The sequence below is a fragment of the Priestia sp. HNGD-A6 genome (genome assembly GCF_045784335.1).
GTDB lineage: Bacteria > Bacillota > Bacilli > Bacillales > Bacillaceae_H > Priestia > Priestia zanthoxyli.
The window spans coordinates 2,365,001-2,390,712 of the sequence record NZ_CP138621.1; the positions used below are offsets into that span (position 1 = coordinate 2,365,001).

General features: G+C 37.6%; 29 protein-coding genes and 1 riboswitch (1 of these 30 cut by a window edge). Of the genes, 11 read left to right on the top strand and 18 right to left on the bottom strand.

The genetic code is table 11. The features are described 5' to 3' along the window. Positions 1-557, bottom strand: the 5' portion of a protein-coding gene (locus SCI76_RS11950; protein WP_047751718.1) for a nucleotidyltransferase-like protein. It extends 310 nt beyond the left edge of the window; 557 of the gene's 867 nt are visible here — the first part of the coding sequence; it begins with the start codon at positions 555-557; the stop codon falls past the left edge of the window. Between the two features lie 222 nt (positions 558-779). Between SCI76_RS11950 and SCI76_RS11955 the strand changes: the two genes are divergently transcribed. Next, entirely contained in the window at positions 780-1,139 is a 360-nt protein-coding gene (locus SCI76_RS11955) for a YgzB family protein (RefSeq protein WP_014461817.1), read from the top strand. A gap of 22 nt (positions 1,140-1,161) precedes the next feature. Here the strand turns inward: SCI76_RS11955 and perR are convergent, their stop codons facing one another. From perR to SCI76_RS11985, 6 genes are all read right to left on the bottom strand, one after another. Beyond that, positions 1,162-1,596, bottom strand: a complete 435-nt coding sequence (gene perR, locus SCI76_RS11960) for a peroxide-responsive transcriptional repressor PerR (RefSeq protein ID WP_013055172.1) — start codon at positions 1,594-1,596, stop codon at positions 1,162-1,164. Positions 1,597-1,850: 254 nt separating this feature from the next. Continuing rightward, entirely contained in the window at positions 1,851-2,321 is a 471-nt protein-coding gene (bcp, locus tag SCI76_RS11965) for a thioredoxin-dependent thiol peroxidase (protein WP_407545219.1), read from the bottom strand. Between the two features lie 69 nt (positions 2,322-2,390). Beyond that, positions 2,391-2,783, bottom strand: a complete 393-nt coding sequence (locus SCI76_RS11970; protein ID WP_013081554.1) for an ion channel — start codon at positions 2,781-2,783, stop codon at positions 2,391-2,393. 92 nt (positions 2,784-2,875) lie between these two features. Then, on the bottom strand, positions 2,876-3,661 hold the full coding sequence (locus tag SCI76_RS11975; protein WP_013055169.1) for an ABC transporter permease: 786 nt from the start codon (positions 3,659-3,661) through the stop codon (positions 2,876-2,878). Positions 3,662-3,670: 9 nt separating this feature from the next. Then, positions 3,671-4,462: an ABC-2 family transporter protein gene (locus SCI76_RS11980; RefSeq protein ID WP_014461819.1), complete on the bottom strand. Its 792-nt coding sequence runs from the start codon at positions 4,460-4,462 to the stop codon at positions 3,671-3,673. Continuing rightward, entirely contained in the window at positions 4,455-5,468 is a 1,014-nt protein-coding gene (locus SCI76_RS11985; RefSeq protein ID WP_407545220.1) for an ATP-binding cassette domain-containing protein, read from the bottom strand. The genes SCI76_RS11980 and SCI76_RS11985 overlap by 8 nt, the downstream gene beginning before the upstream one ends. A 202-nt stretch (positions 5,469-5,670) precedes the next feature. On the opposite strand from SCI76_RS11985, the gene SCI76_RS11990 reads away from it, so the two are divergent. Both SCI76_RS11990 and SCI76_RS11995 read left to right on the top strand, forming a co-directional pair. Beyond that, on the top strand, positions 5,671-6,969 hold the full coding sequence (locus SCI76_RS11990) for a glutamate-1-semialdehyde 2,1-aminomutase (protein ID WP_028412426.1): 1,299 nt from the start codon (positions 5,671-5,673) through the stop codon (positions 6,967-6,969). A gap of 327 nt (positions 6,970-7,296) precedes the next feature. Beyond that, a complete protein-coding gene (locus tag SCI76_RS11995) occupies positions 7,297-8,385 on the top strand; it encodes an aromatic acid exporter family protein (protein WP_063248456.1) in 1,089 nt (362 codons plus the stop codon). Between the two features lie 35 nt (positions 8,386-8,420). Here the strand turns inward: SCI76_RS11995 and SCI76_RS12000 are convergent, their stop codons facing one another. From SCI76_RS12000 to fabL, 5 genes are all read right to left on the bottom strand, one after another. Next, the gene (locus tag SCI76_RS12000; protein ID WP_013081549.1) at positions 8,421-10,172 is read right to left on the bottom strand and encodes an ABC transporter ATP-binding protein; all 1,752 of its coding nucleotides are present in this window, start codon (positions 10,170-10,172) and stop codon (positions 8,421-8,423) included. Positions 10,173-10,341: 169 nt separating this feature from the next. Continuing rightward, the gene (locus SCI76_RS12005; RefSeq protein ID WP_013055163.1) at positions 10,342-10,878 is read right to left on the bottom strand and encodes a DUF402 domain-containing protein; all 537 of its coding nucleotides are present in this window, start codon (positions 10,876-10,878) and stop codon (positions 10,342-10,344) included. Between the two features lie 195 nt (positions 10,879-11,073). Beyond that, positions 11,074-11,334 carry a YgaB family protein gene (locus SCI76_RS12010; RefSeq protein WP_013081548.1) on the bottom strand — a complete coding sequence of 87 codons (261 nt, stop codon included), beginning with the start codon at positions 11,332-11,334 and terminating at the stop codon, positions 11,074-11,076. 189 nt (positions 11,335-11,523) lie between these two features. Then, positions 11,524-11,712 (bottom strand): gamma-type small acid-soluble spore protein, encoded by a 189-nt coding sequence (locus tag SCI76_RS12015; protein ID WP_048021547.1) that lies wholly within the window; start codon positions 11,710-11,712, stop codon positions 11,524-11,526. 97 nt (positions 11,713-11,809) lie between these two features. Then, positions 11,810-12,559: an enoyl-[acyl-carrier-protein] reductase FabL gene (gene fabL / locus SCI76_RS12020; protein ID WP_028412429.1), complete on the bottom strand. Its 750-nt coding sequence runs from the start codon at positions 12,557-12,559 to the stop codon at positions 11,810-11,812. Between the two features lie 116 nt (positions 12,560-12,675). Here fabL and SCI76_RS12025 point away from each other — a divergent pair, with 116 nt between their 5' ends. Beyond that, entirely contained in the window at positions 12,676-12,900 is a 225-nt protein-coding gene (locus tag SCI76_RS12025) for a hypothetical protein (protein ID WP_063248457.1), read from the top strand. A gap of 34 nt (positions 12,901-12,934) precedes the next feature. On the opposite strand, the gene mutY is transcribed toward SCI76_RS12025, so the two are convergent. Further along, the gene (gene mutY, locus SCI76_RS12030) at positions 12,935-14,029 is read right to left on the bottom strand and encodes an A/G-specific adenine glycosylase (protein WP_063248458.1); all 1,095 of its coding nucleotides are present in this window, start codon (positions 14,027-14,029) and stop codon (positions 12,935-12,937) included. A gap of 242 nt (positions 14,030-14,271) precedes the next feature. Between mutY and SCI76_RS12035 the strand changes: the two genes are divergently transcribed. Then, positions 14,272-15,252: a metal-dependent hydrolase gene (locus SCI76_RS12035; protein ID WP_074682687.1), complete on the top strand. Its 981-nt coding sequence runs from the start codon at positions 14,272-14,274 to the stop codon at positions 15,250-15,252. A gap of 63 nt (positions 15,253-15,315) precedes the next feature. On the opposite strand, the gene SCI76_RS12040 is transcribed toward SCI76_RS12035, so the two are convergent. Then, positions 15,316-15,585, bottom strand: a complete 270-nt coding sequence (locus tag SCI76_RS12040; RefSeq protein WP_028412432.1) for a YfhJ family protein — start codon at positions 15,583-15,585, stop codon at positions 15,316-15,318. 135 nt (positions 15,586-15,720) lie between these two features. Between SCI76_RS12040 and SCI76_RS12045 the strand changes: the two genes are divergently transcribed. Then, the gene (locus tag SCI76_RS12045) at positions 15,721-15,876 is read left to right on the top strand and encodes a small, acid-soluble spore protein K (RefSeq protein ID WP_028412433.1); all 156 of its coding nucleotides are present in this window, start codon (positions 15,721-15,723) and stop codon (positions 15,874-15,876) included. An 84-nt stretch (positions 15,877-15,960) separates the two neighbouring features. Here the strand turns inward: SCI76_RS12045 and SCI76_RS12050 are convergent, their stop codons facing one another. Then, the gene (locus SCI76_RS12050; RefSeq protein WP_028412434.1) at positions 15,961-16,275 is read right to left on the bottom strand and encodes a YfhH family protein; all 315 of its coding nucleotides are present in this window, start codon (positions 16,273-16,275) and stop codon (positions 15,961-15,963) included. Positions 16,276-16,357: 82 nt separating this feature from the next. Here SCI76_RS12050 and SCI76_RS12055 point away from each other — a divergent pair, with 82 nt between their 5' ends. Beyond that, entirely contained in the window at positions 16,358-17,011 is a 654-nt protein-coding gene (locus tag SCI76_RS12055; protein ID WP_028412435.1) for an SDR family oxidoreductase, read from the top strand. Positions 17,012-17,119: 108 nt separating this feature from the next. On the opposite strand, the gene recX is transcribed toward SCI76_RS12055, so the two are convergent. Further along, positions 17,120-17,929: a recombination regulator RecX gene (gene recX, locus SCI76_RS12060; protein WP_048021552.1), complete on the bottom strand. Its 810-nt coding sequence runs from the start codon at positions 17,927-17,929 to the stop codon at positions 17,120-17,122. Between the two features lie 97 nt (positions 17,930-18,026). Here recX and SCI76_RS12065 point away from each other — a divergent pair, with 97 nt between their 5' ends. From SCI76_RS12065 to SCI76_RS12080, 4 genes are all read left to right on the top strand, one after another. Further along, positions 18,027-18,929 carry a TIGR01777 family oxidoreductase gene (locus SCI76_RS12065; protein WP_063248460.1) on the top strand — a complete coding sequence of 301 codons (903 nt, stop codon included), beginning with the start codon at positions 18,027-18,029 and terminating at the stop codon, positions 18,927-18,929. A 60-nt stretch (positions 18,930-18,989) separates the two neighbouring features. Next, entirely contained in the window at positions 18,990-20,117 is a 1,128-nt protein-coding gene (locus SCI76_RS12070; protein ID WP_033580772.1) for an amidohydrolase, read from the top strand. A gap of 255 nt (positions 20,118-20,372) precedes the next feature. Beyond that, a complete protein-coding gene (locus tag SCI76_RS12075) occupies positions 20,373-20,933 on the top strand; it encodes a GNAT family N-acetyltransferase (protein ID WP_013055149.1) in 561 nt (186 codons plus the stop codon). 102 nt (positions 20,934-21,035) lie between these two features. Next, on the top strand, positions 21,036-21,152 hold the full coding sequence (locus SCI76_RS12080) for a YfhE family protein (RefSeq protein WP_013055148.1): 117 nt from the start codon (positions 21,036-21,038) through the stop codon (positions 21,150-21,152). Positions 21,153-21,575: 423 nt separating this feature from the next. Here the strand turns inward: SCI76_RS12080 and SCI76_RS12085 are convergent, their stop codons facing one another. Both SCI76_RS12085 and SCI76_RS12090 read right to left on the bottom strand, forming a co-directional pair. Continuing rightward, on the bottom strand, positions 21,576-23,717 hold the full coding sequence (locus SCI76_RS12085; protein WP_028412439.1) for a PAS domain-containing sensor histidine kinase: 2,142 nt from the start codon (positions 23,715-23,717) through the stop codon (positions 21,576-21,578). 279 nt (positions 23,718-23,996) lie between these two features. Continuing rightward, a complete protein-coding gene (locus SCI76_RS12090; RefSeq protein ID WP_221831900.1) occupies positions 23,997-25,340 on the bottom strand; it encodes an amino acid permease in 1,344 nt (447 codons plus the stop codon). Between the two features lie 159 nt (positions 25,341-25,499). Beyond that, positions 25,500-25,580, bottom strand: a riboswitch (glycine riboswitch). Positions 25,581-25,712 lie beyond the last annotated feature (132 nt).

Here is a 25,712-nt window from a genome sequence, read left to right on the forward strand (position 1 = left end):
ATTTCAGGTTCTATTTTTTTCACTTGGTTCCACACTGTCACTTCTGGGTGAAATCCATTTTCCAACACAGACAGTCGTGCTAAATGATGAAGAGCATGAATGACATGATTGAATGCATCTAAATAATGATTAGACGCATAAAAGTCTTTTCCTTCTTTAAATCGGCGAATCAACTTAGCAAACTCGACACCTATTCTCTTTGTCCGATCTTCTCTTGGGAAATCAATTAAGCGTTTCTTTAAGTTTTCCATATATTCGTTTCGATCAAATAGCACTTTACCATTTAAGATCCAATCAATAATACGGCGGTTCGTCCCATTCATAATCCATTCACTCATTTGCTGTTCAGAAGCCATATAAAGTGCAGCACGCTCATTTTCATATTCGTATTGTTTAATAAAAAGAGAATTTTCTGTGGTTTTGGTCACAATAAATAAGATAGCATCCAAATTATCCGTCACTGGAGATTCTGATTTCTTTTTTTCAATCAGTAAAATACCGAGTGTGTCTTTATTGCTAGCTCTTTCTTGATATATTGGCCGTAAAACATCTTCCATTTTGAGCTCTCCTAACTGTAATAGACAAATATTTTTCAAAATTTTAAAGGCTATGGACTAAGATTTCTTTTTTTATTATATACGATGTATAACGGATATCCCACTCAGAATTATGGAAATCATTCAGAAAGCTCAAAAACTACGGATAATTTTCCGAAGATTCAATTTTTATTACTATTCACTGTCTCACTCTATGATATATTGGTAACAGGGGGGATACTGATGGGGATAAAGTATTCAAATAAAATTAACAAGATTCGCACGTTTGCACTCAGCCTGATCTTTGTTGGTTTCATTGTTATGTATGGGGGAATTTTCTTTCGGTCTTCAGTCTGGCTAATGACTATTTTTATGCTTTTAGGTTTACTGTGCATCGTAGCTAGTACCGGCGTTTATTTCTGGATTGGCATGCTTTCTACAAAAGCAGTTCAAGTAACCTGCCCTACATGTCAAAAGCAAACCAAAATGCTAGGGCGCGTAGATATGTGTATGTATTGCAACGAGCCGCTTACGCTTGACCGGTCTCTTGAAGGAAAACAATTCGATGAAAAGTATAATAGAAAAAAACAAAAAGAAAGCTGATAGTATCACTACTATCAGCTTATTAATGCGCTTTTTTAGCCGTACAATCAGGACACGTTCCGTAAATTTCCATTCGGTGGTGACTAATATCAAAGTCAGTAATATGAGCAGCCAGCTTTTCTACTTCGTCTAAACCAGGATAATGAAAATCCACAATTTTTCCGCAGCTTTCGCAAATCACATGGTAATGCTCTGTTGTAACATAATCAAACCGGCTTGATGCATCACCGTATGTTAGTTCCTTTACAATACCTACTTCGCGAAATACTCTTAAATTATTGTAAACGGTTGCTACACTCATATTTGGAAACTTACCTTCCAGCGCTTTATAAATATCATCTGCTGTTGGGTGTGTCATAGAATTGATTAAATACTCTAAAATAGCATGACGTTGTGGTGTAATACGAACGCCAGTACCTTTTAACGTTTCAAGGGCTTCTTGTAAATGATTTGACACGTCATGCACCCCTCTTCTATAAGTATTATTACTTTATAATTCTTATAATTAGTCTACATGTTTTACCCACGTTTTGTCAACTTGATGCCTATTCCTATTTTATGTAATAAGTAGAGATTATTCATATATGTTATGCAAAAAAAGAAGTGTGGAAATCAATCCACACTTTTAAATATATTAACATCTGAGGAGGTATGCCCTACACTGATATTGTATGTTCAAAGACTAAAACTGCTCTAGTTATCTGCCTGTTTTTATGCCATTTTTTCTTTAATAAAAGATAAAGCTTCTTCCACATGCCCTTTTACTCGAACCTTGCGATACTCTTTTACGAGCATTCCTTCTTTATCAATGATAAAAGTGGAGCGTTCAATGCCCATATATTCTTTTCCAAAGTTTTTTTTCAGTTTCCATACTCCATACTCTTCAGCTACGCTGTGATCTTCGTCAGCTAAAAGCAAGAATGGAAGACCGTGCTTATCAATAAACTTATGGTGTTTGTCGATTGGATCCGGGCTCACTCCTAGAATCACCGCATCTAGCTCTTCAAAACTTTCATGCTGATCTCTGAAATCACAAGCTTCCGTTGTACAGCCTGGCGTCATATCTTTCGGATAAAAATACAGCACAACGTTTTTTCCTTTCATCGAAGCGAGTGATACTTGTTCTCCATTTGTAGACATTAATACAAAATCGGGTGCTTTTTCTCCAACTACAGCTGTCATATTTATCTGCTCCTTTACGCTTTTCATTTTCTTTGAATAGCGTACCCAATATTAGATAAGATGACAAGTTTAAGTGCGGGTAACAGTTCGCATCACAAAGATTGCAGGCATAATGTAGCCGATAAACGCTTCAAAAGTTGCAAATAATTTCCCGATTCCAACCGGATACATATCTCCGTATCCTACTGAAAATAACGTCGCTGCGCTGAAATACATGCTGTTAAACAGCGTATAAAAGTAATGACCTTCATGTTCAAACCCTCCGCTTAACACTGGAATACTTCCCATCTCACACACTGTATAAATAAGGCTAAACCCCAATAAAACTGTGATATATGAATAAAACAAGACAAAGAAATGACCAATTGAGAAAAAATGAAATTCTCCAAGTTCTTTTTCAAAAAGAAACTTCATACTACCGATTACAAAAACAATGATAACGAGGATTAGAAAAATAACCATCATTCTACTCCTTTAATTTATACTCTACTACCACTATACGCGCATCCTTGTCCATTCATTACTACTCAGAAGCCACGAAAAAGAGCAGGCATTTAATTGCCTGCTCCTCTGTATTTTTTGACACCTGTATTCCATAAGAAAATAGAGATTACAAAAAAGACGATTCCCATCACCGGGGTTAAAAATGCATATCCGTACCATTCTGACCTTCCTAAGAAATAAGCAGCTGGATATACGCCTACAAATGCAAAAGGAAGAATCCATGTTAAAACATATCGGATGACATTATTATAAATATCTACAGGATACCTTCCGTAGTTTCCAATATTATAAATAGTAGGCATAATAGAGGTTCTGGCATCCGACCAGAAGCCTATGCTTGCTAAGGCGATGAAAATTCCTGCGTATACAAGCGCTCCTCCTAAAATAAACAATAGAAAAATAAAAACATCATACCACTGGAAATGAAGGTGTAAAGAAGACGCAGCGTAAGCCATTACGGCAATCCCTGTGATACCACCAAACAATGATTCCAGTTCCATCCGCTCTAAAATAACTTGAAACAAACTGTGAATCGGCCGCGTTAAAATTCGGTCCATTTCACCTTTGACAATGTAGCGCTCGTTGAAATCCCAAATGTTAAAGAAAGACGAAAAAATAGCAAAAGGGACCAAAAAGAAACCATAAATAAAGATAATTTCCTCTCGTGACCATCCGTGCAGCGACTGAGTATGTCCAAATACAACTAAAATAAAAATCAAATTAACTGTTTGAAACAATAAGTCTGAAATGATTTCAACCACCATGTCGGTGCGATACTGAAGCCTTGTTTTCATATATTGACTAATGTACTGAAAGAAAATCGAAAAATAAAACATTTTCATAGACTACCCTCCTTGAATAACCATTTTTTTCTTCGCTATGTTCCACAAACACGCAATAGGAATAAATAGAAGCCCTGACCAAACTGCTTGTGTAATAAGAGCATTTATTACTTCCTGCCCTTTAAATCCATTTGTGAAAATCATGCTCGGAATATAACTAATGGCCTGAAAAGGGAAATAGCTCATAATATGTTGCGCCCATAAAGGATAGAAACTGATGGGCAGAAGAAGTCCTGAAAACAAATCAATAACAACGCGCTTCGCTCGAATGAGTCCGTCATTGTTAAAGAGAAAGAAAGTCGTGATACCCGTTAATAAATTAATTTGTGTATTAATAATGAAACTAAAAATCAAAGACAGTCCAAAATAAAGCCATGTTGCGGCATTTGCTGAGAACTGTACGGGAAATAAAAACGCGACAATAATCATACCGGGCACTGAGAAAAACAGCAGCCGAAAAATCCCTTCTCCCAGTCCTTGCATCGTTTTCATACCAAGGTAGCTATAAGGCTTAATTAACTCTACTGCCACTTTGCCATCTTTAATTTCCATTGCCATTTCACGGTCAATGTTATTAAAATAAAAGGCTCTTGCCATCCATGAAACGGCTACATACGTTGTCATTTGAATAATGGATAAGCCTTGAATATTCTCTTTTCCACCATAAATAGCGGACCATAAAAAGTAGTAAGCACCAATATTAATCGCATAAATCAATATTCCGCTGTAATAATTCGTCCGATACGCCAGCATCATTAAAAAGCGAATGCGTATCATCTCTATATATTTATCCATTCACAACACCTTCTTCATAAATGTTGCGGATGATTTCTTCCGTTGAAATTTCTTCAATGTTAATATCATTGATTTCATGCTTTGCCACCACTTTAGCAATCAGCTGTGACATTAAGTCCCCTTTATTTTGAAGCTGTGCTGTCCACAAATATTTTTGATCACCTTCAATCCAGTTAACAGGCATCCCTTGCGTCAATAGCTTCAACTGCTCTTTATTTGGCGCGGTTCCAAATTCAAACGTGACTTGTTTAAGGTCTCCCCAATTCGAACGCAGCTTTTGCAGTGATCCGTCATAAATAATACTGCCTTCATCGAGCATTACAACGCGTTCACATAAAGCTTCAATATCTGCTAAATCATGTGTCGTAAGCAAAATCGTCGTATTATATTTTTCATTAATTTCTTTTAAAAATTGGCGGATTTTTAATTTAACCAGCACATCTAAACCGATCGTCGGTTCATCTAAAAATAGAAGCGGCGGATTATGAATAAGAGCAGCAGCCAGCTCACAGCGCATTCTTTGACCTAGAGAAAGCTTTCGCACCGGCTTATCTAGCAGCGGTCCAATATCTAACGTTTGAATAACATGTTCCATATGAGCGTTATAATCTTCATCTGACACTTTGTATACTTTTTTTAACAAGCGAAAAGATTCTTGTACGGCAATATCCCACCACAGCTGAGAGCGTTGACCAAAAACAACTCCAATCGTTTGGGCAAACTTCTCCCTTTCTTTATGAGGGTTCATTCCATTTACGGTAATCTCGCCTGAAGTAGGAGTTAAGATTCCTGTCAGCATTTTGATTGTGGTCGATTTCCCCGCTCCGTTTTCTCCTATATAACCTACCATTTCCCCTTGTTTTACGGTAAACGAAATATCGTTCACAGCTTTCATAACTCTATAATTACGGGTAAATAAATCCCGGAATGCCCCTTTAAGGCCAGAGCGGCTAGAATAGGCTTTAAATTCTTTCCGAAGTTGATTCACCTCAATAGCATTTTTCATTGTATTCCCTCCGTTACGTCGACGTATTAGTGGTTTCTTTTATTGTTTCCGGCGCCCTTGCTAGCAACTCCTCCAAGAGACGAGGAACTATTTTCTAGCAGTTAGCTCACAAATTTCTATCATACACGTTCTCGAATGTTTTTCAAGAAACAAATAAGTTTGATAGAATAAAGAAGTTGAACTTTTCATTAGGAGGCATAACATGCAATTTACAAAATCAGAACAATTACACGCTGAAGCGCTCGAACATATTGTAGGCGGCGTTAACAGCCCTTCACGTTCATATAAAGCCGTAGGAGGCGGAGCACCTGTTGCAATGGAAAAGGCAAGCGGAGCTTATTTCTGGGACGTCGATGGAAATAAATATATTGACTATTTAGCAGCTTACGGTCCTATTATTACAGGACACGCTCATCCTCATATCACGAAAGCTATTACAAAAGCAGCTGAAACGGGTGTTCTTTACGGTACTCCAACTGCTCATGAAGTCACATTTGCTAAAATGCTCAAAGAAGCGATGCCCGCATTAGATAAAGTGCGCTTCGTCAACTCTGGAACAGAAGCAGTTATGACAACAATCCGTGTAGCACGAGCTTATACTGGACGCGATAAAATCATTAAATTTGCAGGTTGCTACCACGGCCATTCTGACCTTGTATTGGTAGCAGCTGGATCTGGTCCTTCTACACTCGGAACTCCTGACTCTGCTGGTGTACCAAAAAGTATCGCTAATGAAGTCATCACGGTTCCTTTTAACGATATCGAGCCTTACAAGGAAGCATTAGAAAAATGGGGCGATCAGATTGCGGCTGTTTTAGTAGAACCGATCGTTGGAAACTTCGGAATTGTTGAGCCCGAACCCGGCTTTTTAGAACAAGTTAACGAATTAACTCACGAAGCTGGAGCGCTTGTTATTTACGATGAAGTTATTACAGCGTTTCGCTTTATGTACGGTGGAGCTCAAGATTTGCTTGGTGTAAAACCTGACCTCACTGCATTTGGAAAAATCATCGGGGGCGGTCTTCCAATCGGAGCCTATGGCGGTAAGAAAGAAATCATGGAAAAAGTGGCACCACTTGGGCCCGCTTATCAAGCAGGTACAATGGCAGGAAACCCAGCTTCTATTCTTTCTGGGATTGCTTGCCTGGAAGTACTAAAGCAAGAAGGCGTTTATGAACAGCTGGATAAGCTAGGGGCGATGCTCGAAGAAGGTATTTTAAAACATGCTCGTACATATAACATGCCTATTACGATCAATCGATTAAAAGGCGCTCTTACTCTCTACTTTACAACAGAAACAGTTAAAAACTATGAACAAGCAGAAAATACAGACGGCGAATTATTCGCACGCTTCTTTAAACTAATGCTCCACCAAGGCGTCAACTTAGCTCCTTCGAAATATGAAGCATGGTTCCTTACTACAGCTCATACAGAAAAAGATATTACCGACACTTTAGAAGCTGTAGAAAAAGCATTTAAACAGTTAAGTGAAGAACGCTAATTTTTACTCTAAAGCACTCGTTTGAAAATGAGTGCTTTTTTATCTTGCCTTTGGGTTTCCTTATAGAACATTCCCACCTTTCATAACCATTTCTTACGCGTCATCTCCTTTTTGTCATCCTGTCGAAAAATCCCGAGAAATACCCTTATTTTTCTGCTTGTTTTCTCTTGATATCCATTCTTAAACCTTGTATAGTATGTTATTGTTTATATTATTTCCAACAGGTTATGTAATAAAGAAGGATTGATTTTTGCAATTTATCATTTGTTTTGGGGAACATTCTTCATAACGAAAAAACTTTTTTACAGAAAGGAACTACGAACGCACATGAAACTTGGTGCCCGCATCTTAAAAACGGGAATTGCCATTACACTTTCATTGTTATTAGGTGAATTTCTAAGTTTACCATCTCCAATATTTGCGGCAATTGCGGCAGTTTTTGCAATTCAACCGTCTATTTACAGATCTTATTTAACGATATTGGAGCAAATACAGGCGAATGTGATTGGAGCTGCTTCTGCAGTTTGTTTTGGACTTATTTTTGGTACCCATCCCATCATTATTGGTTTTACCGCTGTTGTTGTCATTGCAGTCAACTTAAAATTACGTATTAATAATACAATTGGGCTTGCGCTTGTGACAGTAATTGCAATCATGGAAAATCCAGGAGATAATTTCGTTGAATATGCGCTTATACGCTTTGGTACAGTGTTACTTGGGGTATTCTCAGCATTTATTGTCAATCTTATTTTTATTCCGCCAAAGTATGAAACAAAGCTGTATTATAAAATTGTAAGCACAACGGAAGAAATTATTAAATGGATTCGCATGAATCTTTATCACGCATCTGAGCACACATTGTTAAAAGAAGACATTGAAAAAATGAAAGACAATGTGGCTAAAATGAATCAAATCTTTGATTTTTACAAAGAAGAACGCACTTATTCAACCAAAAAACGTTTTGTTAAGTCACGCAAGCTCGTTTTATTTCGTCAAATGATTACCGTAACAACACGAGCTCTTACAACCTTGAAACTACTTCACAGAGTGGAAAATGATCTTCAAGTCATGCCGCAGCAATTTCAAGATTTAATCAAATCTGAAGTTGAGTGCCTGTTAATGTATCATGAGCAAGTATTATTAAAATTCATTGGGAAATTACGCGTACAGCCAACCACTACTGTACCAAACGAAGCCTGCGTTGGAAAACGAGCTTTAATCGATAAATTTATGCAGTACAAAATATACGATAATGATGAAGAGAATAAGGTTATTTATCATATCTTCCCTTTAATTTCTGTCATCATTGAGTATAGTGAAGAGTTAGAGCATCTTGATAAGCTGATTGATACGTTCCAAAACTATCACAAGGATGCTAACTCATTTGATATTAATCATCAGCGACAAGAAGATTAAAAACACCACCTATTGTTAGACAATAGGTGGTGTTTTTAAATTGTATCAAGCTGCTGAACGTTAAAGAGCTGATAGTAATGACCTTTTTTCTTAATTAACTCCTCATGAGAACCTCGTTCGACTACTCTTCCATTTTCTAAAAGTACAATTTCATCAACATGAGTAATTGTAGATAAACGATGGGCTACAATGAAAGTCGTACGGTCTTTTGCTAGTTCAGCTAATGCTTCTTGAATATAGTGCTCACTTTCCAAATCTAGAGCTGAAGTGGCTTCATCAAAAATAAGAATAGCTGGATTTTTTAAAAATACGCGCGAAATGGAAATACGCTGCTTCTGTCCCCCTGATAGCTTCATTCCCCGCTCTCCCACTTTTGTATCATATCCTTCGGGCAAATTCATAATAAAATCGTGGGCATTTGCGGCTTTTGCCGCAGCAATTACTTCTTCATCTGTCGCTCCTGGCTTTCCAAGCAGTATATTGTTTTTAACCGTGTCACTAAACAACACCGTATCCTGCAGGACGATTCCAATCTTATCTCGCAGGCTGCGTACTTTATAGGTTTTGATATCAATGTCATCAATGAGAATTTTCCCCTCTGTCACATCATAAAAGCGCGGAATTAAGCTGATAAGCGTGGATTTCCCTCCTCCGCTCATTCCAACAAACGCAACGGATTTTCCTTTTTCTACATCTAAATTAATATCATGAATCACAGGTTTTTCTTCTTCTTCATAAGCAAATGAAACGTGCTCAAACTGCACCTTTCCATGAAGCTCAGTACATTCTTTTGCATCTTTCTTGTCTGTAATATCGTATTCTTCATCAATGAACTCAAACACCCGGTCCATAGATGCAACAGACTGCGTGAGCGTAGTCGATGAATTGACCAAGCGGCGAAGCGGATTATACAAGCGGTCAATATAGGCCACAAATGCTACCATCGTTCCTACGCTAAGACTTTCTGTGATGACTTGATATCCAGCAAATGTAATCACGATTAAAGGTGCCAAATCGGTAATGGTGTTCACTACTGCAAATGTTTTGGCATTCCAATTCGTATGATTGATTGCTTTTTGTAGAAAATTTGAATTTTGCTTATCAAATTGTTTCTGCTCATGAGGCTCAATAGCAAAGCTGCGAATAACAGAGATTCCTTGAACCCTTTCATGCAAGTGACCCTGTACTTCGGCTAAAGCCTGCGAACGGACTCGCGTTAAATGGCGCAGACGACTGTAAAAATATTTTACAGAGAACGCATAAACCGGCAGCAAAATAATAGATACCAGTGTTAAAGGTACATTCATCGTAAACATAATCACAATGGCTATTACAATCGTCATCATATCAAGCCATACGTTCATTAAGCCTGTGATAACAAAGTTTTTTGTTTGCTCTACATCATTAATGACTCGTGAAATCACTTCACCCGCTCGCGTGTTTGCATAGTAACGCAAGCTAAGCTTTTGAATATGGCTAAACAGCTGATCCCGAATATCATATAATACTTTGCTCGATACCCACTGAGCATAATACTGCCTGTAATATTCAATGGGAGGTCTTAACACTAAAAATATAACAAACGAAATCCCCATAATCGTCACCATTTTATGAACTTTTTCAGAGGAAGACATGCCATGTCCATTTACGATATCGTCCAAAACATATTTCAAAAGCAGCGGAATTAATAAAGGAATAGCAAATTTAATAATACCAATTAAGACAGTGCCGACAATTTGCCATTTGTATGGCTGTACAAACTTCATGTAGCGTCTTATACTTCCCATAAAATCTCCCCTTTCTATCTATGAGGGCAAGCTTCCTTAGTATATGTACACGCGTCGATTTTTTAGTGCTTTTATCTCTTCTAAAAGATGGCGACCATAACGCCAAAAAGAACATTATATCAAACAGTCAGCTTTAGACGGCCTAACATAATGTTCTCTAGCTCATTCATCAAGAATGCCGATATGTTAAAAAACGTTCATACCAAATGTCAATGAAATCTGGAGCAAACGGGCCTTTTCGCTGTCGAATCCAACCTTTTAACTCCTCGACGTGATTATGTAAAATACGGTCAATCACTTCTGGATAATTCATTTCTTTTCGATGCTTCTCATATTCATCTTCATCAAGAAGGGTGTATGTCATATCTGGATAGACTTTAATATCTAAATCATAATCAATATATTTGAGCGCTTCATTGTCATCATAAATGAACGGCGAACTGATATTGCAGTAATAATAAATTCCATCTTCACGGATCATCCCAATGACGTTAAACCACTGCTGAGCATGAAAATAACAAATTGCCGGCTCTCTTGTGACCCATGTTCGTCCATCTGATTCTGTAACGACTGTACGATCATTTCCTCCAATCACTAAGTTATTGGTTGCTTTTAATACGGTTGTCCGATCCCACACGCGATGAATATGTCCATTATGCTTGTAGCTGTGTATTTGAATTGTTTCTCCTTCCACCGGAATTCCCATCTCCAATACCTACTTTCATTTTAGCACTTAAAAAAATTCATATAACGTCTCCATTTGTCTTATGTTTATTATAACGGTTTCTCTCTCATTTTAACACAAATGTGCTAACCTTCTTGAGTTCAAAAAAGTCACTCCCCCTACTTTTCCTTTGCTTGGCAGCCTTAAAAAAGAGAGGAAGTGACACATCAATGTTCATTAAGCAAGTGTAGAGCAAGCCCCTTCACTTTTATATGTACGAATAATGTCTTCGGTTTGTGCTTCAAACGTCAATTGAATCTCTTTTAATTTTAGCTTCATTTCACTAATTTCATCTTGCACAGAATGAAGTTTTGCTTCTTCATGAAGTTTTATTAGTTCACCTTCGATTTCCTGACAGCGCTCAATCTCAGACTGCAAAAACAGAAGTTGATCCATGGTCTCCAATTGTTGAGTTACTAGCTGATCAAATTTTTTCATACGATAGCTCCTCTCTATTTGCTTTAACCATACACGCGGCACTTCTGTTAACATTCTGTTTAGGTGATCCAGATTCCTTTGACGAGTTGTGTAAAGTTTCAAGAAGTTTTGTCATACTTTGTTGCTTTTTATATAAGAAAAAGCGAACTTAACATCGCCGTATGAAAGACGTTAAGTTCGCTTTTGATATTAACCTTGGTATTTACCAGAGTTTTGGTTTTTCTTTGCTTCAGCTTGTGCGTTTTGTTGTCTCACTTCTTGAGCACTTGTTTCGCTAGCAAATTCAGTACCGAAATTGTTTTTAGATGCTTGAGCATTTTGGTTTTTCACGTGTTGTGTGCTTGTACCAGATGCTGTTTTGTTAGTTTGTTTTGCCATTGTAATCACCTCCACGAAAATTAATATGCCCGGGAGGTAAATAGGGTATGCAAACTTTTTTCAGTATTTTAAAGCGCAAGCACAAAATACATTTACCTTACATTAAAAGTGAACGCCCTCCGTCAATAATAAGCGTTTGACCGCAAATCATATTTGCTTGATCGGAGACTAAGAACATCACTGCATCTACCATATCTTTTGGCTCCACCATACGACCAGCTGGAGTATGTTTGCGCGCATCATCTAACAGTTCATCACGATTTGGGAAGTGCTTTAATGCTTCTGTATCCACAGCACCTCCAGATACAGCATTTACCACAATATTTTTTGGAGCAAGCTCCACTGCTAAATAGCGGGTCAATGCTTCTACAGCAGCTTTTGACACGCCTACTGTTGTATAATTTTCCAAATAGCGAATAGAACCGAGCGAACTGATGGTAACAATCTTTCCTCCGCCTACTTTTTCCATACGTTTAGCCGCTTCTTGTGCACAGAATAAATATCCTTTGCTATTGATGTCCATTGTCCAATTCCAGTGAGTTTCTTCTAATTCCATAATAGGACGTAAAACTCCTGAAGCTGCATTACTTACAAATACGTCTAAGCGACCGAATGCGTCATCAATTTGCTCAAACATTTCTTTAATTTTCTCTACTTTTCCTACGTTTGCTTTAACAACTAATGCTTCTCTGCCTAATGCTTTGATTTCTTCGGCTACTTCCTGCGCTGCACTTTTGCTTCGTGCATAGTTTAATACAATATCGTATCCTTCTTTAGCAAGACGTAAGGCAATCTCTTTACCAATACCTCTGCTGCTTCCCGTAACTAGTGCTACCTTTTGTGACATGATGTCATCTCCCTTATGTATCATATTATCTTTACATTGTACTGATTTTATCGCATAAGAAACAAGTAATATAGGGAAAATAGATAAAACTTGATAAAATGAACGAGGTGAATAGAATGTATGTAGGTCGAGACATGACGGCTCTTTCAATGATTTCTAAAAGCGAGTGGAAAGACAGCGAGCTTGCGTTTTTCCATCACTCTTTACAGCAAATGACGCCGTATTTAAATGCTGAAGGACAAAGTATTCATCAGCAAATTATTAAAGAAATTGAAGCACGAGGCGGGTTACAGCACCACGAAGCAGATTATACACACGGCACGCACGTATCATATGATTAAATAAAAAGAAGCGCGGAGTTTATCCACGCTTCTTTTATTTAACAAGCAAATATTCTTTTAAGATTTTTTGATGGGAAACCGGAAATGCATATTGTTCTAAGTCTTTTTCAGAAACTACTTTCAAATTTTTTAATGCACTGATATCACTTGCAAGCTCTGCTTCATATACTGTGATGTTCCAGACGATATGAGAAAACACGTGCTGAATTGTGGTAAACGGCGCATGAATTTTAATATCAGCTCCGTACTCGTTTTGAATAAATGCCTGAAGCTGCTGATGATCTGGCGCTATACTAAGATCTACTTCTATATTTGGAAATTCCCATAGATTAGCTAAAAGTCCTTTGCTTGGACGTTTATGAATTAGATAATTTCCTTCACCGTCTTTAATCACCGCTGCAGCAAGCTGAAGAGCACGCGGCGCTTTTTTCTTTGATTTAACGGGAAGCTCATTCTGCACTCCTTCTTCAAAAGCGCGGCAGTGTTCGCGAACTGGACATAACAAACAGGAAGGAGAAGTTGGTGTACAGACAATGGCACCAAGTTCCATCATACCTTGATTGAAATAGGAAGGATTATCTGTTGAAATAATTTCATGCACGATTTCTTCAAACAACTTTCTTGTTTTTGGTTTTGCAATATCATCCCAAACGGATAAAATGCGCGATAGCACACGCATGACATTTCCATCTACAGCAGGCTGCGGCACTCCGTATGCAATACTTAAAATGGCCCCTGTTGTATAAGGACCCACTCCTTTTAGTTTGGAGATTTCTGCTGGCGTATTTGGAACTTCTCCCCCGTATTGTTCGTGAACTTCTCGAACCGCATTTTGCAAATTACGGGCACGAGAATAATAGCCTAATCCTTCCCACGCTTTTAACACATCATCTTCATTCGCATAAGCTAAGTCTTTGATAGTGGGAAATTTGCTAATAAAATTATTAAAATAAGGAATGACCGTATCTACTCTCGTTTGTTGAAGCATAATTTCAGATACCCACACCTTATAAGGGTCCTGATCTTGACGCCAAGGTAAAATGCGCTGTTCCTGCTCAAACCAAGAGATTAAGTCATTTTGAAATGCTTGAATATCAAAATTTTGTACAATATCTTTACTTTGTTTCACGTCATAGCCTCCGAGGTATTAACTATACATATACAATGTGTTGCTTTTTGAATCTTAGTAACTTTATGATAACCTTATAACAACTACAAATATGAATAGTAAAATGAATTGTTCAAATAATGAATAAAAACAGCCGATTTGCTGCGTTAATAATAAAATGAGATTTTTTGCTTTAAATCAAGCTTTCATGCTGAATTAGAATAATCTAAGATCGTCATCATCTTACAAAGGAGGAGTTCGCTCTGGATACTGGTACACACATTGCAATGGGAATCGCTCTGGGCGGCCTTGCAACATTAGACCCCACTGTATCTGCGAATACAGCCACAATGGATGCTGTGATGATTGGCGTAATGGCCGGGTCATTAGCACCTGATTTAGACACTGTTTTAAAGCTGCGAAACAATGCACAGTATATCCGCAATCACCGTGGAATTACACATTCTATCCCGGCTGTTATTTTATGGCCTTTGCTTATCGTGCTCATTCTTTCGCTTCTGCTGCCAGGAGCTAACTTGCTGCACCTATGGATGTGGACCTTTGCAGGCGTCATTATTCACGTTTTTGTTGATATCTTTAACGCTTATGGCACGCAGGCTTTACGGCCTTTCACAAATAAATGGATTGCGCTTGGCGTAATCAACACGTTTGATTACGTGATTTTCTCAGCCCACGTGCTCGCAATTTTAATCTGGTTTATTGGAGCAGAGCCAGGACCAACATTCATTACGCTATATGTGTTATTGGCGTTTTACTATGGACTGCGCTTTTATATGCGCCACCAAATCGCCAAGAAGCTTCGAAAACAGTTTCCTGATGTTATCAAGCTCAATATCTCTCCTACGCTGCGTTTCACTCACTGGCACTTAGCCGTGACGACCGAAAAGTACTTTCATGTAGGAAGAGCAATCGGAGAAGAAATTTTTATTTATGATACGTTTGATAAAGTTCCAATTCCTGAATCGGCCGTAATTGAAGTAGCGAAAAAAGATGAAAATTTATCTGCTTTTCTTTCCTTTTCACCTATTTATAGGTGGGAACTGGACGAATATAACGACCACATTGAAGTGCGCTTTATTGATTTACGCTACCGCAGCAAAGACTACTATCCATTTGTAGCCGTGGTCCAGCTTGATTACGATTTAAATATTATTTGTTCGTACACTGGTTGGATTTTCAGTGAGAAAAAATTGCGTAAAAAGCTTGATTACCTCCCGCACTAATCATAACAAGAACAAATATGAAACCCAAAAACGAACCGTCTTGAGAAGACGGTTCGTTTTTATTTAATGTTTTAAATAGTCATCGTTATTTAATAAATGCTGATATTTAGGGTTTTTAACCGCGATTTCATGAAGTTTGTCACCGTAGCTGTTGATGTACATCGTAACAACCTTTTCCGTCGCTTCTTTCCCTTTATAATCATATCCTGCTTTTGCGTAAGATGACTCAAAATCTTCCCAGAAAAGTTCGACCCATGTACGGGCTTGAGCGTATGAAAGCGAACTATTTTTGCTTAATAGCTGATTCGTTAATCTTTCGAATATATCGTTCATAAGAACACCTCGATTACCAAAATTCTTTATGAGTATGTTTGCACTTTTAACTTACACTATAAATGCGGAGTTATTCACTCCCTCATGTACTATATCATAACCGCAACGCTTTCTGTTGTAAAAGGAGAGGTATCGATGCGCAATAAAGCAAAAGATTTTACAAACCAACATCATACTAAGTTTGAAGGCGAACCTCGAGCAAAAGCAGAATACGCTTCAAAACGTGCAAATGGAACGATCAATACGCATCCGCAAGAACGTATGCATGCTTCTAATGAGCGCGAAGAATAACCGCTTGCTTTGCTTATTTGTTTAAAAGTAAAGCGAATATAGATATCAAACAAGCAGCACACTTCGTGCTGCTTGTTCGTCCCTTTATTTTTTCAACATGGAAATAGGCAATGCCTCTTCGTTTTGCGGTGAGCCAAGTCTAAACCCCCATGCAAAAACTCCGTTCATATAATCAATTTTAAAATATGAACCCGGATCTCCTTGAATTTCATATACTTCCCCTGCTTGAAACGTTTCAGGATCCAATAAGTACGATCTAGCCATTGTTACTTTTCTTTCTAATACTGCATACTCATTGACCATGCCAAGCTGTTCAGCTTTTCGTGCTTTTTCTTGAAGAGACCCAATTTCTTGTTGAAGTTCATACGTCGTCATATCACTGTAACGTTTTTCAGACATGCTGTTTTCCCCCTTGTTTGCTTTCATTTTATTATAACAAAAGGTATAACTAAAGGGAGACTATGAAAAGGGAGTTTTGGGAATGAAAACAGTGCTAATCACAGGCGGTGCGACGGGTCTTGGAAAAGAACTCGCAAAACTTTACGCAAAAGACTGCAACGTCATTCTAGCTGGACGCAATCAACAGAAATTAACTGAGGCGCAGCATGAGCTAGGAGAAAACGTATATACGATGTCTGTAGATATTACACAGTATGAAGAAGTAGGAAAATCTGTAGAAAAACTGCTGATGCAGCATTCAGTAGATATCCTTATCAACAACGCAGGCATTGGACATTTTGGTCCTTTGACAGATTATACAAAACAAGCAATCGATGAAGTCATCGATACAAATGTAAAAGGAACTATTTTTTTAACGCAAGCGCTTATGCCTCATCTCTTGACGAGACCTGAACCTAAAGTTATGAATATCATTTCAACTGCAGGACTTCGAGGGAAAGCCAATGAAAGCGTCTATGTGGCAAGTAAATTTGGCGTAAGGGGATTTACAGAAAGTTTAAAAGTGGAGTACCAAGATACCAACCTTCATGTGACGGCAGCTTATATGGGAGGCATGAATACTCCTTTTTGGGATCACAACAACCACATTAAAGATAAAAGCCGCTTGCGCTCAGCTTCAGAAATCGCTGAGATTATTTATAAACAGCAGAATGACTCAGAAGATATTTTGTTTTAAAAAGATTGAAGCATCACAATAAAAAAATCCGAACGAGTTGGATTCTCTATCAAGAATCTCGATTCATCGTTCGGATCTTCCTTCAACTAACATACTTTTTTCCTGGCTCTATTCCTCTTCAATAGAATCTAGAAATGATTGAATTTGTTCAATGGAAAATCCTTTTCTATAAAGAGCCTGCTTCATTTTTTGCTGATATTCCCAGCCTTCATACTTTGAAAAACGACGATGAGCTTTCATTCCTTGATATTGCAGAGCTTCCCAAACCTCATCGCTTTCTTTTTCTGTATCCGTTCGCTGAAATGCTTCTTGAATAACAGAAAACGAATAGCCCTTCACTGCCAATGCTTGTTCCATTTTTTGTTTCATCATTACTTGAGATAATTTTTTATATTTCCCTTTTAACTTTTCAATTAATTTTACAGCAGTTTGAATTTGCTGTTCTTCAGGGTATTCACATAAACTAAGGGTAATAATGGAATCAGAAATCCCCTTTTCTTTTAATTCTCTTTGAATCACATTTGGTCCTTTTGATGTCGTGTTCATCTGAGTTAACACAAATGCTTTGGCAAACTCTTCATCATTTAAATAACGGTGGCTGACTAGTTTCTGAATAACTTGTTGAATAATAGTAGAGTTAATTTCTTTTTTCTTTAAATAATCATGTACCTCTTTTTCAGAGCGCATTCGATAAGATAAGTAAATGATCGCTAAATTATAAGCTTTTTTCTCATCATCTGCATACTGAATTTCCGTTAATTCAAATTCATCAAGCTCACGACCTTTTTTTAAGTCATATTTGATGAGGACATTTTCGTCAACACCAAAACCAAACTCTTCACCTTTACCGTAATCTAAATACACATTATAACGTTCACCGCTATTCTTTTGCGTTGTGATCTTTGTGACAACAGGCATTAACCTTCACCTCATATTTCTTATTAAATTGATGGCTGAAGAACCGCCAAACGTATCATACACATTTTTATTTATCTCAATAAAGGAGGAAGTTCGTATGAAAATTGTTATTGCTGGAGGAACTGGATTCGTAGGTAAAGCTTTAACAAAACATTTTTTAACACAAAAACATTATGTATATATTTTAACACGCAATGCAGATAAAGCTGCAAGAGATCCGAAACTTAAATATGTAGAGTGGATGCAAGAAAACAGCCAACCTGAAGAGCATGTAGAAGGAGCAGACATTTTTATCAATTTAGCTGGCGTTTCACTTAACAGCGGCCGCTGGACGGACGAACGCAAAAAAGCCATCGTGGAAAGTCGCCTTTCTTCTACTCAAGAAATTCTTCGCATTATGGCTTCTTTACCCGAAAAACCGTCACTTTATGTAAATGCAAGCGCCGTTGGTTATTACGGGACATCAACGAAAGAAACGTTCACAGAAGCTTCTCCATCGATCGGGACAGACTTTTTGGCTGAAACGGTAAAAAAGTGGGAAAATGAAGCGCTAAAAGTGATGGAACTCAATATTCGTACTGTCTTAACAAGATTCGGCGTTATATTAGGAAAAGATGGTGGAGCACTTCCTTCTACGGCCCTTCCTTATAAATTATTTGCAGGAGGAACAGTCGGTTCCGGAGAACAGTGGATGTCTTGGGTGCATCTTCAAGACGTCGTGAAGATCATTGATTATTGTATTCATACCGAACAAATAGAGGGAGCTGTTAACGTCACTGCCCCAAATCCCGTTCAAATGAAAGAGTTTGGAAAGACGATTGGAAAAGTGTTGAATCGTCCTCATTGGATGCCCGTACCTAGCTTTGGCCTTCAGCTGCTGATGGGAGAAATGAGTATGATTATTTTAAAGGGACAGCGCGTTTTACCTGAAAAATTGATTCAACAGAATTACATTTTTACATATACTGTATTAGAAGATGCATTGCGAGATTTACTCTAGTTATTTTCTGTTATTTCCCTAAAACAGGTGACTAAGCTGCCGATAGATAGGAGTAACTTTATGAAAACCATTCTCTTGAAAAATGCAACGCTCTATCCTATTACGTCAAAACCTATTTATAATAGTGATGTGCTCATTCAAGATGGAAAAATTGTTTTAATTGGGCCAAACTTGCAGCCACCTCTTCGAGTAGAAGTCATTGACTGCAAACAGCGTTATTTATTCCCTGGATTTATTGATGTTCATACACATCTAGGATTATATGATGAAGGAACCGGCTGGGCCGGGAATGATGCTAACGAAACCATTGAACCTATGACTCCACATATCCGAGCTTTTGACAGTGTACATCCTTTAGATCCTGGGTTTAAAGATGCCATTGAAGCGGGTATTACGTCTGTACACATTATGCCAGGAAGTGCAAATGTGATTGGAGGCACAACTTCCGTTATTAAAACAGCTGGAACAAGCATTTCTCAAATGTTAATTCAAGAGACAGCTGGACTTAAGATTGCGCTAGGAGAAAATCCAAAACGAATTCACAGCCACGGCAATAAAGAATCGATTACGCGAATGGGTATTATGGGGATGCTGCGAGAAGCCTTTTATCACGCAGCAAGCAGTGACAACAAAGATGATTTGCGCATCAAACCTCTCACTCAAGCACTGAATAGAGAAATTCCAGTTCGGATTCATGCTCATAGAGCCGATGATATTCTATCAGCTCTTCGCTTAGCAGATGAATTTCATTTAGACGTCCGTATTGAGCACTGTACAGAAGGCCATTTAATTGCTAAAGAGCTGGGTGGAAGAAATTTAAAAGTGAGCGTAGGTCCAACTTTAACACGCCGCTCAAAGGTTGAACTTAAGAATAAAACGTGGAAAACCTATCAAGCTCTTTGCAATGAAGGAGTAGAAGTTTCCATTACAACGGACCATCCTTATACGCCTATTCAGTATTTAAATATTTGCGCATCCATTGCCGTACGTGAAGGACTCGAAGAGCAAAAAGCATTAGAAGGCATCACGATTACTGCTGCTCGGAATCTCCGTATTGATCATCGAATCGGCAGTATCGAAGCAGGAAAAGACGCTGATTTAGTGCTATGGAGCCATCATCCCTTTCACTACTTAGCAAAGCCTATTTTCACCATGATAGATGGTAAAATATTATTTAAAAAAAATTAACATTTTACCTATTTTCTTTTTTTATTTTTTTTAGTATGATACGTTTAGAAGCATGTGAATTTCACAAAAGCATAAACATCACACGTTGACTTTTTATGTTTGTTGACTTGTAATGGGAAGGCAAATGGTGCGCCACCAGGTAACTGGTTCTAGTGGGTTCGATTCCCACCCCGAAATTTTTTTAATTATTAAAAAATTTCGAGGGTGGGGACTTGATTGGAGTCTGTATATACCCTCGATCAGGAGGGAAAAGTTATGTTAAAAAAACGTGACCTAAATGACTGTCAATCTCTATACGAACTCATGGTACATCCTGATGTCTTCCCTTTTGTTCGTCATAAAGCCCATTCCTATGAAGAATTTTTATTTGTGACTAAACAAACGATGGAAGCAGAAGATCATGGAGAAATTATTTCTCGCACGATTTTAGATGAATGGGGTAACCCTATCGGCACCATTAATTTATTTGATGTACAGGATCAAGCCGGTTTTTTAGGCACTTGGCTTGGCAAACCGTTTCATGGAAAAGGATATAATCAAATTGCAAAAGAAGCGTTCTTTAATGAACTGTTCTTTGAGTTAAATATAGAGCGAATTTTTATGCGAATTCGTAAAATCAATATCAGGTCTATTAAGGCTGCCGAAAAACTGCCTTATGCAGTACTTGCAAATGAAACACACAAAGCTTTATACGATGAAATTAATCAACATGAAGACGTATATGATTTATACGAAATTCCAAAAGACTTGTATACATTATACTACCTGCGTCACGAACAAGACGTTCAAGAAGATCACCAGCTTAAAGAAGCGTAAGAGTCTCTCCGTTACACGGAGAGCTTTTTTTTATGATTAAAAACGAGAGATTCTGGAAAAAATAAGTAGCATGATCGAAAAACGTTAATTGGAGGTTTTTTTATGTCTGAAAAGAAACGAAAAGAAAACGCAAAAAATACGTTAAGTAGCGCTCAAGAAATCTATTACGGCCGCGAGTTTAAAAAAGCGGATCGTGCAGGCGGCTACACGAAAAAATAAGTGAGGCAAAACATCTCTATCCAACGCTTGATCATCCCAACGTCCTTTCTGTACACTGTGTATCGGAAGGACGTTTTATATTATGTAAAGATAATAACACGAAGATTTCATGCGTATGATTTACGTTTTTTTAATAATCTACTATATCCACAAAGTTTACCCACAATTATGTGGATAATGTGCATAACTTTATCGGATATGTATATTACCGCTTTCATAACTTGAAATGACAGTGGGTAATTTTTATGTAAATTTTCTGAAAAAATGTGAATAATGTGGATAAAGTTGTGAATATCCTATACAATTCAGCAGTTAACTTCTTGTTAACCTGTGGATATCTTCTTTAGCGCTTTCGTTTGTTTTAGTAGCATGAAAGCTTTTGATATATTATAAGTATAATAATAAAAAGTAGGGGAACTTCCCCTACTTTTTTATGATTGGAAACAATATATCCACACTTGTTCCTTGATTTAACTGACTAGAAAATGTCATCTGCGCATGATGAGCTTTAATAATCCGATAGCTAACCATCAGCCCTAAACCTGTACCTTTTTCTTTTGTACTATAAAAAGGCTCACCTATCTTCGCTAACCGTTCAGGAGGAATACCTTGCCCTTCATCAGCAAGCTGCAGCCAAAGGTGGTTTTCTTTTGCTTTAATCGTAATATGAATGCCCCCTCCTTCAGGCATTGCTTCGATAGAGTTTTTAATAATATTAATAAATACTTGTTTTAACTGATTTTTATCTCCATATACCTGCGGTAATTGCTCATCCCTTTCAAATATGAAAGCTACCTTTTTTTCTACTGCTTCAGGTTCAAGAAGCGAGCACACTTCTTGAACAAGCGCTTGCATATTCAAGGGTTCAACATTCATAACCTGAGGTTTTCCTAACATCAAAAATTCTTCTACGATTCCATTCATTCGTTCTAATTCAGTTTCCATGATATCTATATACAAAGCATCTTTGGGATTTTGTTCTTTTAATAAGTGAACAAAACCTTTTAAAGAAGTCAAAGGATTTTTGATCTCGTGAGCAACTCCAGCTGCAAGTTCTCCTACAACGGCAAGCTTCTCAGAAGTTCTAAGCTTCTCTTCTGCTTTTTTACGCTCCGTAATATCTGTCGATACGCACAGCATTTGAATCACTTCCTGTTTTTCATTCATAATAGGAAGTTTTGCTGTTTCGACCCAGCGCCGGTTTCCTTTCGAATCTTTAAACTGTTCTTCTAATACCATCCCTTTTTGCGTACAGTTTGAAAACGTCCCTTTATATAAAAGATCTGATTGAAGGTTGAATTGATATTTATCAATTGGTTGTCCAATCAAGTCATCAGATTTTTCACCTAGCAGCATCGCAAAAGATTCATTAACAAGAATGAACTCCCTTTTTTGATTAATGGCATAAATATAGCTTGGATTAATGTCAATGACTTGTCTTAAAAACGTTTTTTGTTCCTGCAGCTGATTTTCTTTTTGCTGTAAATTTGCTTTAGAATGGCGTATATAGCTAATCATTTCATTAAACTGTTTAGATAAAGTACCGATTTCCCCCCGCTCAATTTCTCGTTCCGGAATTTTTTGATTAAAATTCCCGCGCGCTACTTGTCCCGCCAATTCATATAGTTTACGAATAGGATTCACAATTTGCCTTGCATATAACGCAGTAAAAAAAGAAAGCAGTAAAATTGTAATACCTGAAACGGTCCAAAGCGTTTTTTCAAACGTTTCATAAGGCCTGTAAATTTCTTCAACGGGTAATTCAGCGACAATTCCCCAATCCAAAACAGGAATATATTCAAATGACGCAAAGAAGTACTTACCTTCGGTGTTCACAACGCGCTGATATCCTGATTTATGATTCATCGTTTCCTGAACGATTTCATTTTCCCTGGCATTTTCACCGATTCTCTGTTTCTCAGGGTGTGAAATAATTCTACCATTGCGGTCTACAATAAACGTATAGCCGTTCTCTCCTATATCGAACGTTTGAAAAATGGATTGAAAGCTTTTATTTTCTTCAATGCGCAGCGCTAAATTTATAACTTTTTTTACATTTTGCTGCTCATCCAAAATAGGAATTGCCATCACCACAATGTAATGCTTTGTGTCTGCTGAAACGACATCGCTTAAATATATTTTTTTAGTTCGCAGCGCTTCTTGAAAATATTTTCTTTTACTTAAGTTCACGTGCTTCATACTCTTTAAATCATCTGGGTAATAATGCTCCACATACCCTTTTGTATTAAAAATGGTTCCGCTATCGATATACGGTGAAATATTAACTATTTTCTGCAGTTCTTTGTCTATCTCTTGTTCATCATCTGATAAAAAAATAGGATCTTGCTGTACCTCGTCGCCCAAGCTCCAAATATCTTTAATAACGATGTTAATTTGCTCTTTCATTCTCTTGACGGTTTTATCAGTTACCTGTCGATATTGATCTTGAGAAATATTAGGCAGCATCACTCTTGAAACTATAAACATTAGCGTCAGTACGGTACAAATAAGAAGCACATTAATCGTGAAGATTTTCCAAAACGTATGAGATTTAAACCATTTCATGTTTGTTCACCTTAATTCAATGAAGTCTACCTCCATTGTACTGCAAAATGAAAACTTTTCCATGTAAATGATAGAATTCCACCTTTAGACATAGAAGAAAAGCATTTGGTTCTACATTACTATCAGAAAACTATGAGCTTTTTCACTGTATTTTCTGCTAAAACTTTTTTAGGGTTCTTATATAAACTTTGCTTACTGCATTTTCTTCATACAGTAGAAATCAATTATTTATCTTCCAATAAAAAGACCCCATCACGAAATGATGAGGTCACCCATTTACTATTTCTTCTTCCTTCTAGCCCCGTAAAAACCAAATAAGAGAATAAACCAAACGGGTGTCAACAATAAGGCTGGGCGCGTCGCATCAGAAAACAGCATAATAATAAGAATCACTGCAAACAACGCTAGCACAACATAGTTTATAAATGGTGTTAACGGTGCTTTGAATGTTGATGCTGCATGTAGCTGTGGACGTGTTTTTTTATATCTTAGATGGCAAATCAAAATGATACTCCACACCCAAATGAAACAAATAGCGCTGATGGTTGTTACGATGCCAAAAGCTTGATCTGGTATCAGTTTGCTTAACAAAGCTCCCGCCGAGATAACCAGCGTAGATACAAACAATCCGTTGCTTGGTACGTGGTTTTTGTTCAGTTTTGCAAACGTAGATGGCCCTTGGTCATTTTTACTTAAGTTATATAAGATACGGCTTGTTGAAAACATTCCGCTATTACAAGCAGAAGCGGCTGAAGTTAATACAACAAAATTAATAATTCCAGCAGCAAGCGGAATTCCGACTAAACTAAAGGTTTTAACAAATGGGCTTTCTGCTGCATTCAATTCCATCCACGGGTTAATAAATAAAAGGACGATAAGCGCTCCAACATAGAAAAATAAGATTCGCAGCGGAATTTTATTAATGGCCGATGGAATATTTTTTTGGGGATTTGATGTTTCCGCTGCCGATACCCCTACCAATTCAACCCCGACGTATGCGAAAATAACCATTTGGAATGAAAGTAAGAAACCTGAAACACCGTTTGGAAACAGTCCTCCATGACTCCAAAGATTTTGAACCGTAACGGATCCTGCATCTGTTTTAAATCCGATTACCAGTAAAATAACGCCAATAACAATTAACGCAAGAATCGTAATAACCTTTATTAAAGCAAACCAAAACTCTAATTCTCCAAATAATTTTACGGTTAATAAGTTAAGTCCTAATAAAATGATTACACAAATAAGTGCAGGAATCCACTGAGGAATATTGAACCAATATTTCACATATACGCCAACGGCAATCACATCAGCCATAGCTGTCATGATCCAGCAAAACCAGTACGTCCACCCTGTGACAAATGAAGCCCATGGTCCAAGATACTCTTCAGCAATATCTGTTAACGATTGATAACCTGCTTTAGACAGCAGTAGTTCTCCTAGCGCTCTCATCACAAAGAAAAGCGAAATACCCACAATTAAATAAGCAAAGATGATAGAGGGACCTGCAAGCTGTATGGCTTTACCAGAACCTAAAAATAATCCCGTCCCAATGGTTCCTCCAATCGCGATTAGCTGAACATGACGATTGGATAAATCCCTCTTTAATTCTCGTTGTTCCAACTCTAACTCCTCCTAACAATAAAACCTTTGATGCGATCGTGCGGACTACAAAATAAAGCCCAATAAAAAAAGAGATTGGATGCGCTCCAATCTCATGGTCATAAGAATAACAAATATTATGGTACATGCTACCAATTAGTAACATGCCAAATAAATATCCGGTACTCTTCTGTCCTTTTGCCTGAGATTGTGAACCCTTCGGCGTCGCGAAACTATCGCGATCTCTCCAGAAGCTGCTCCTGCTATAGTGTGATCCATAGCAATCATAGCTTTCTACGTATTAAATTTTTCAATCAAGATAATGACTGTCGAATAGTTGTTTATTCTAATACCAGATGGATGCTTTGTCAATAGGAGAAATTAGTTTCATTT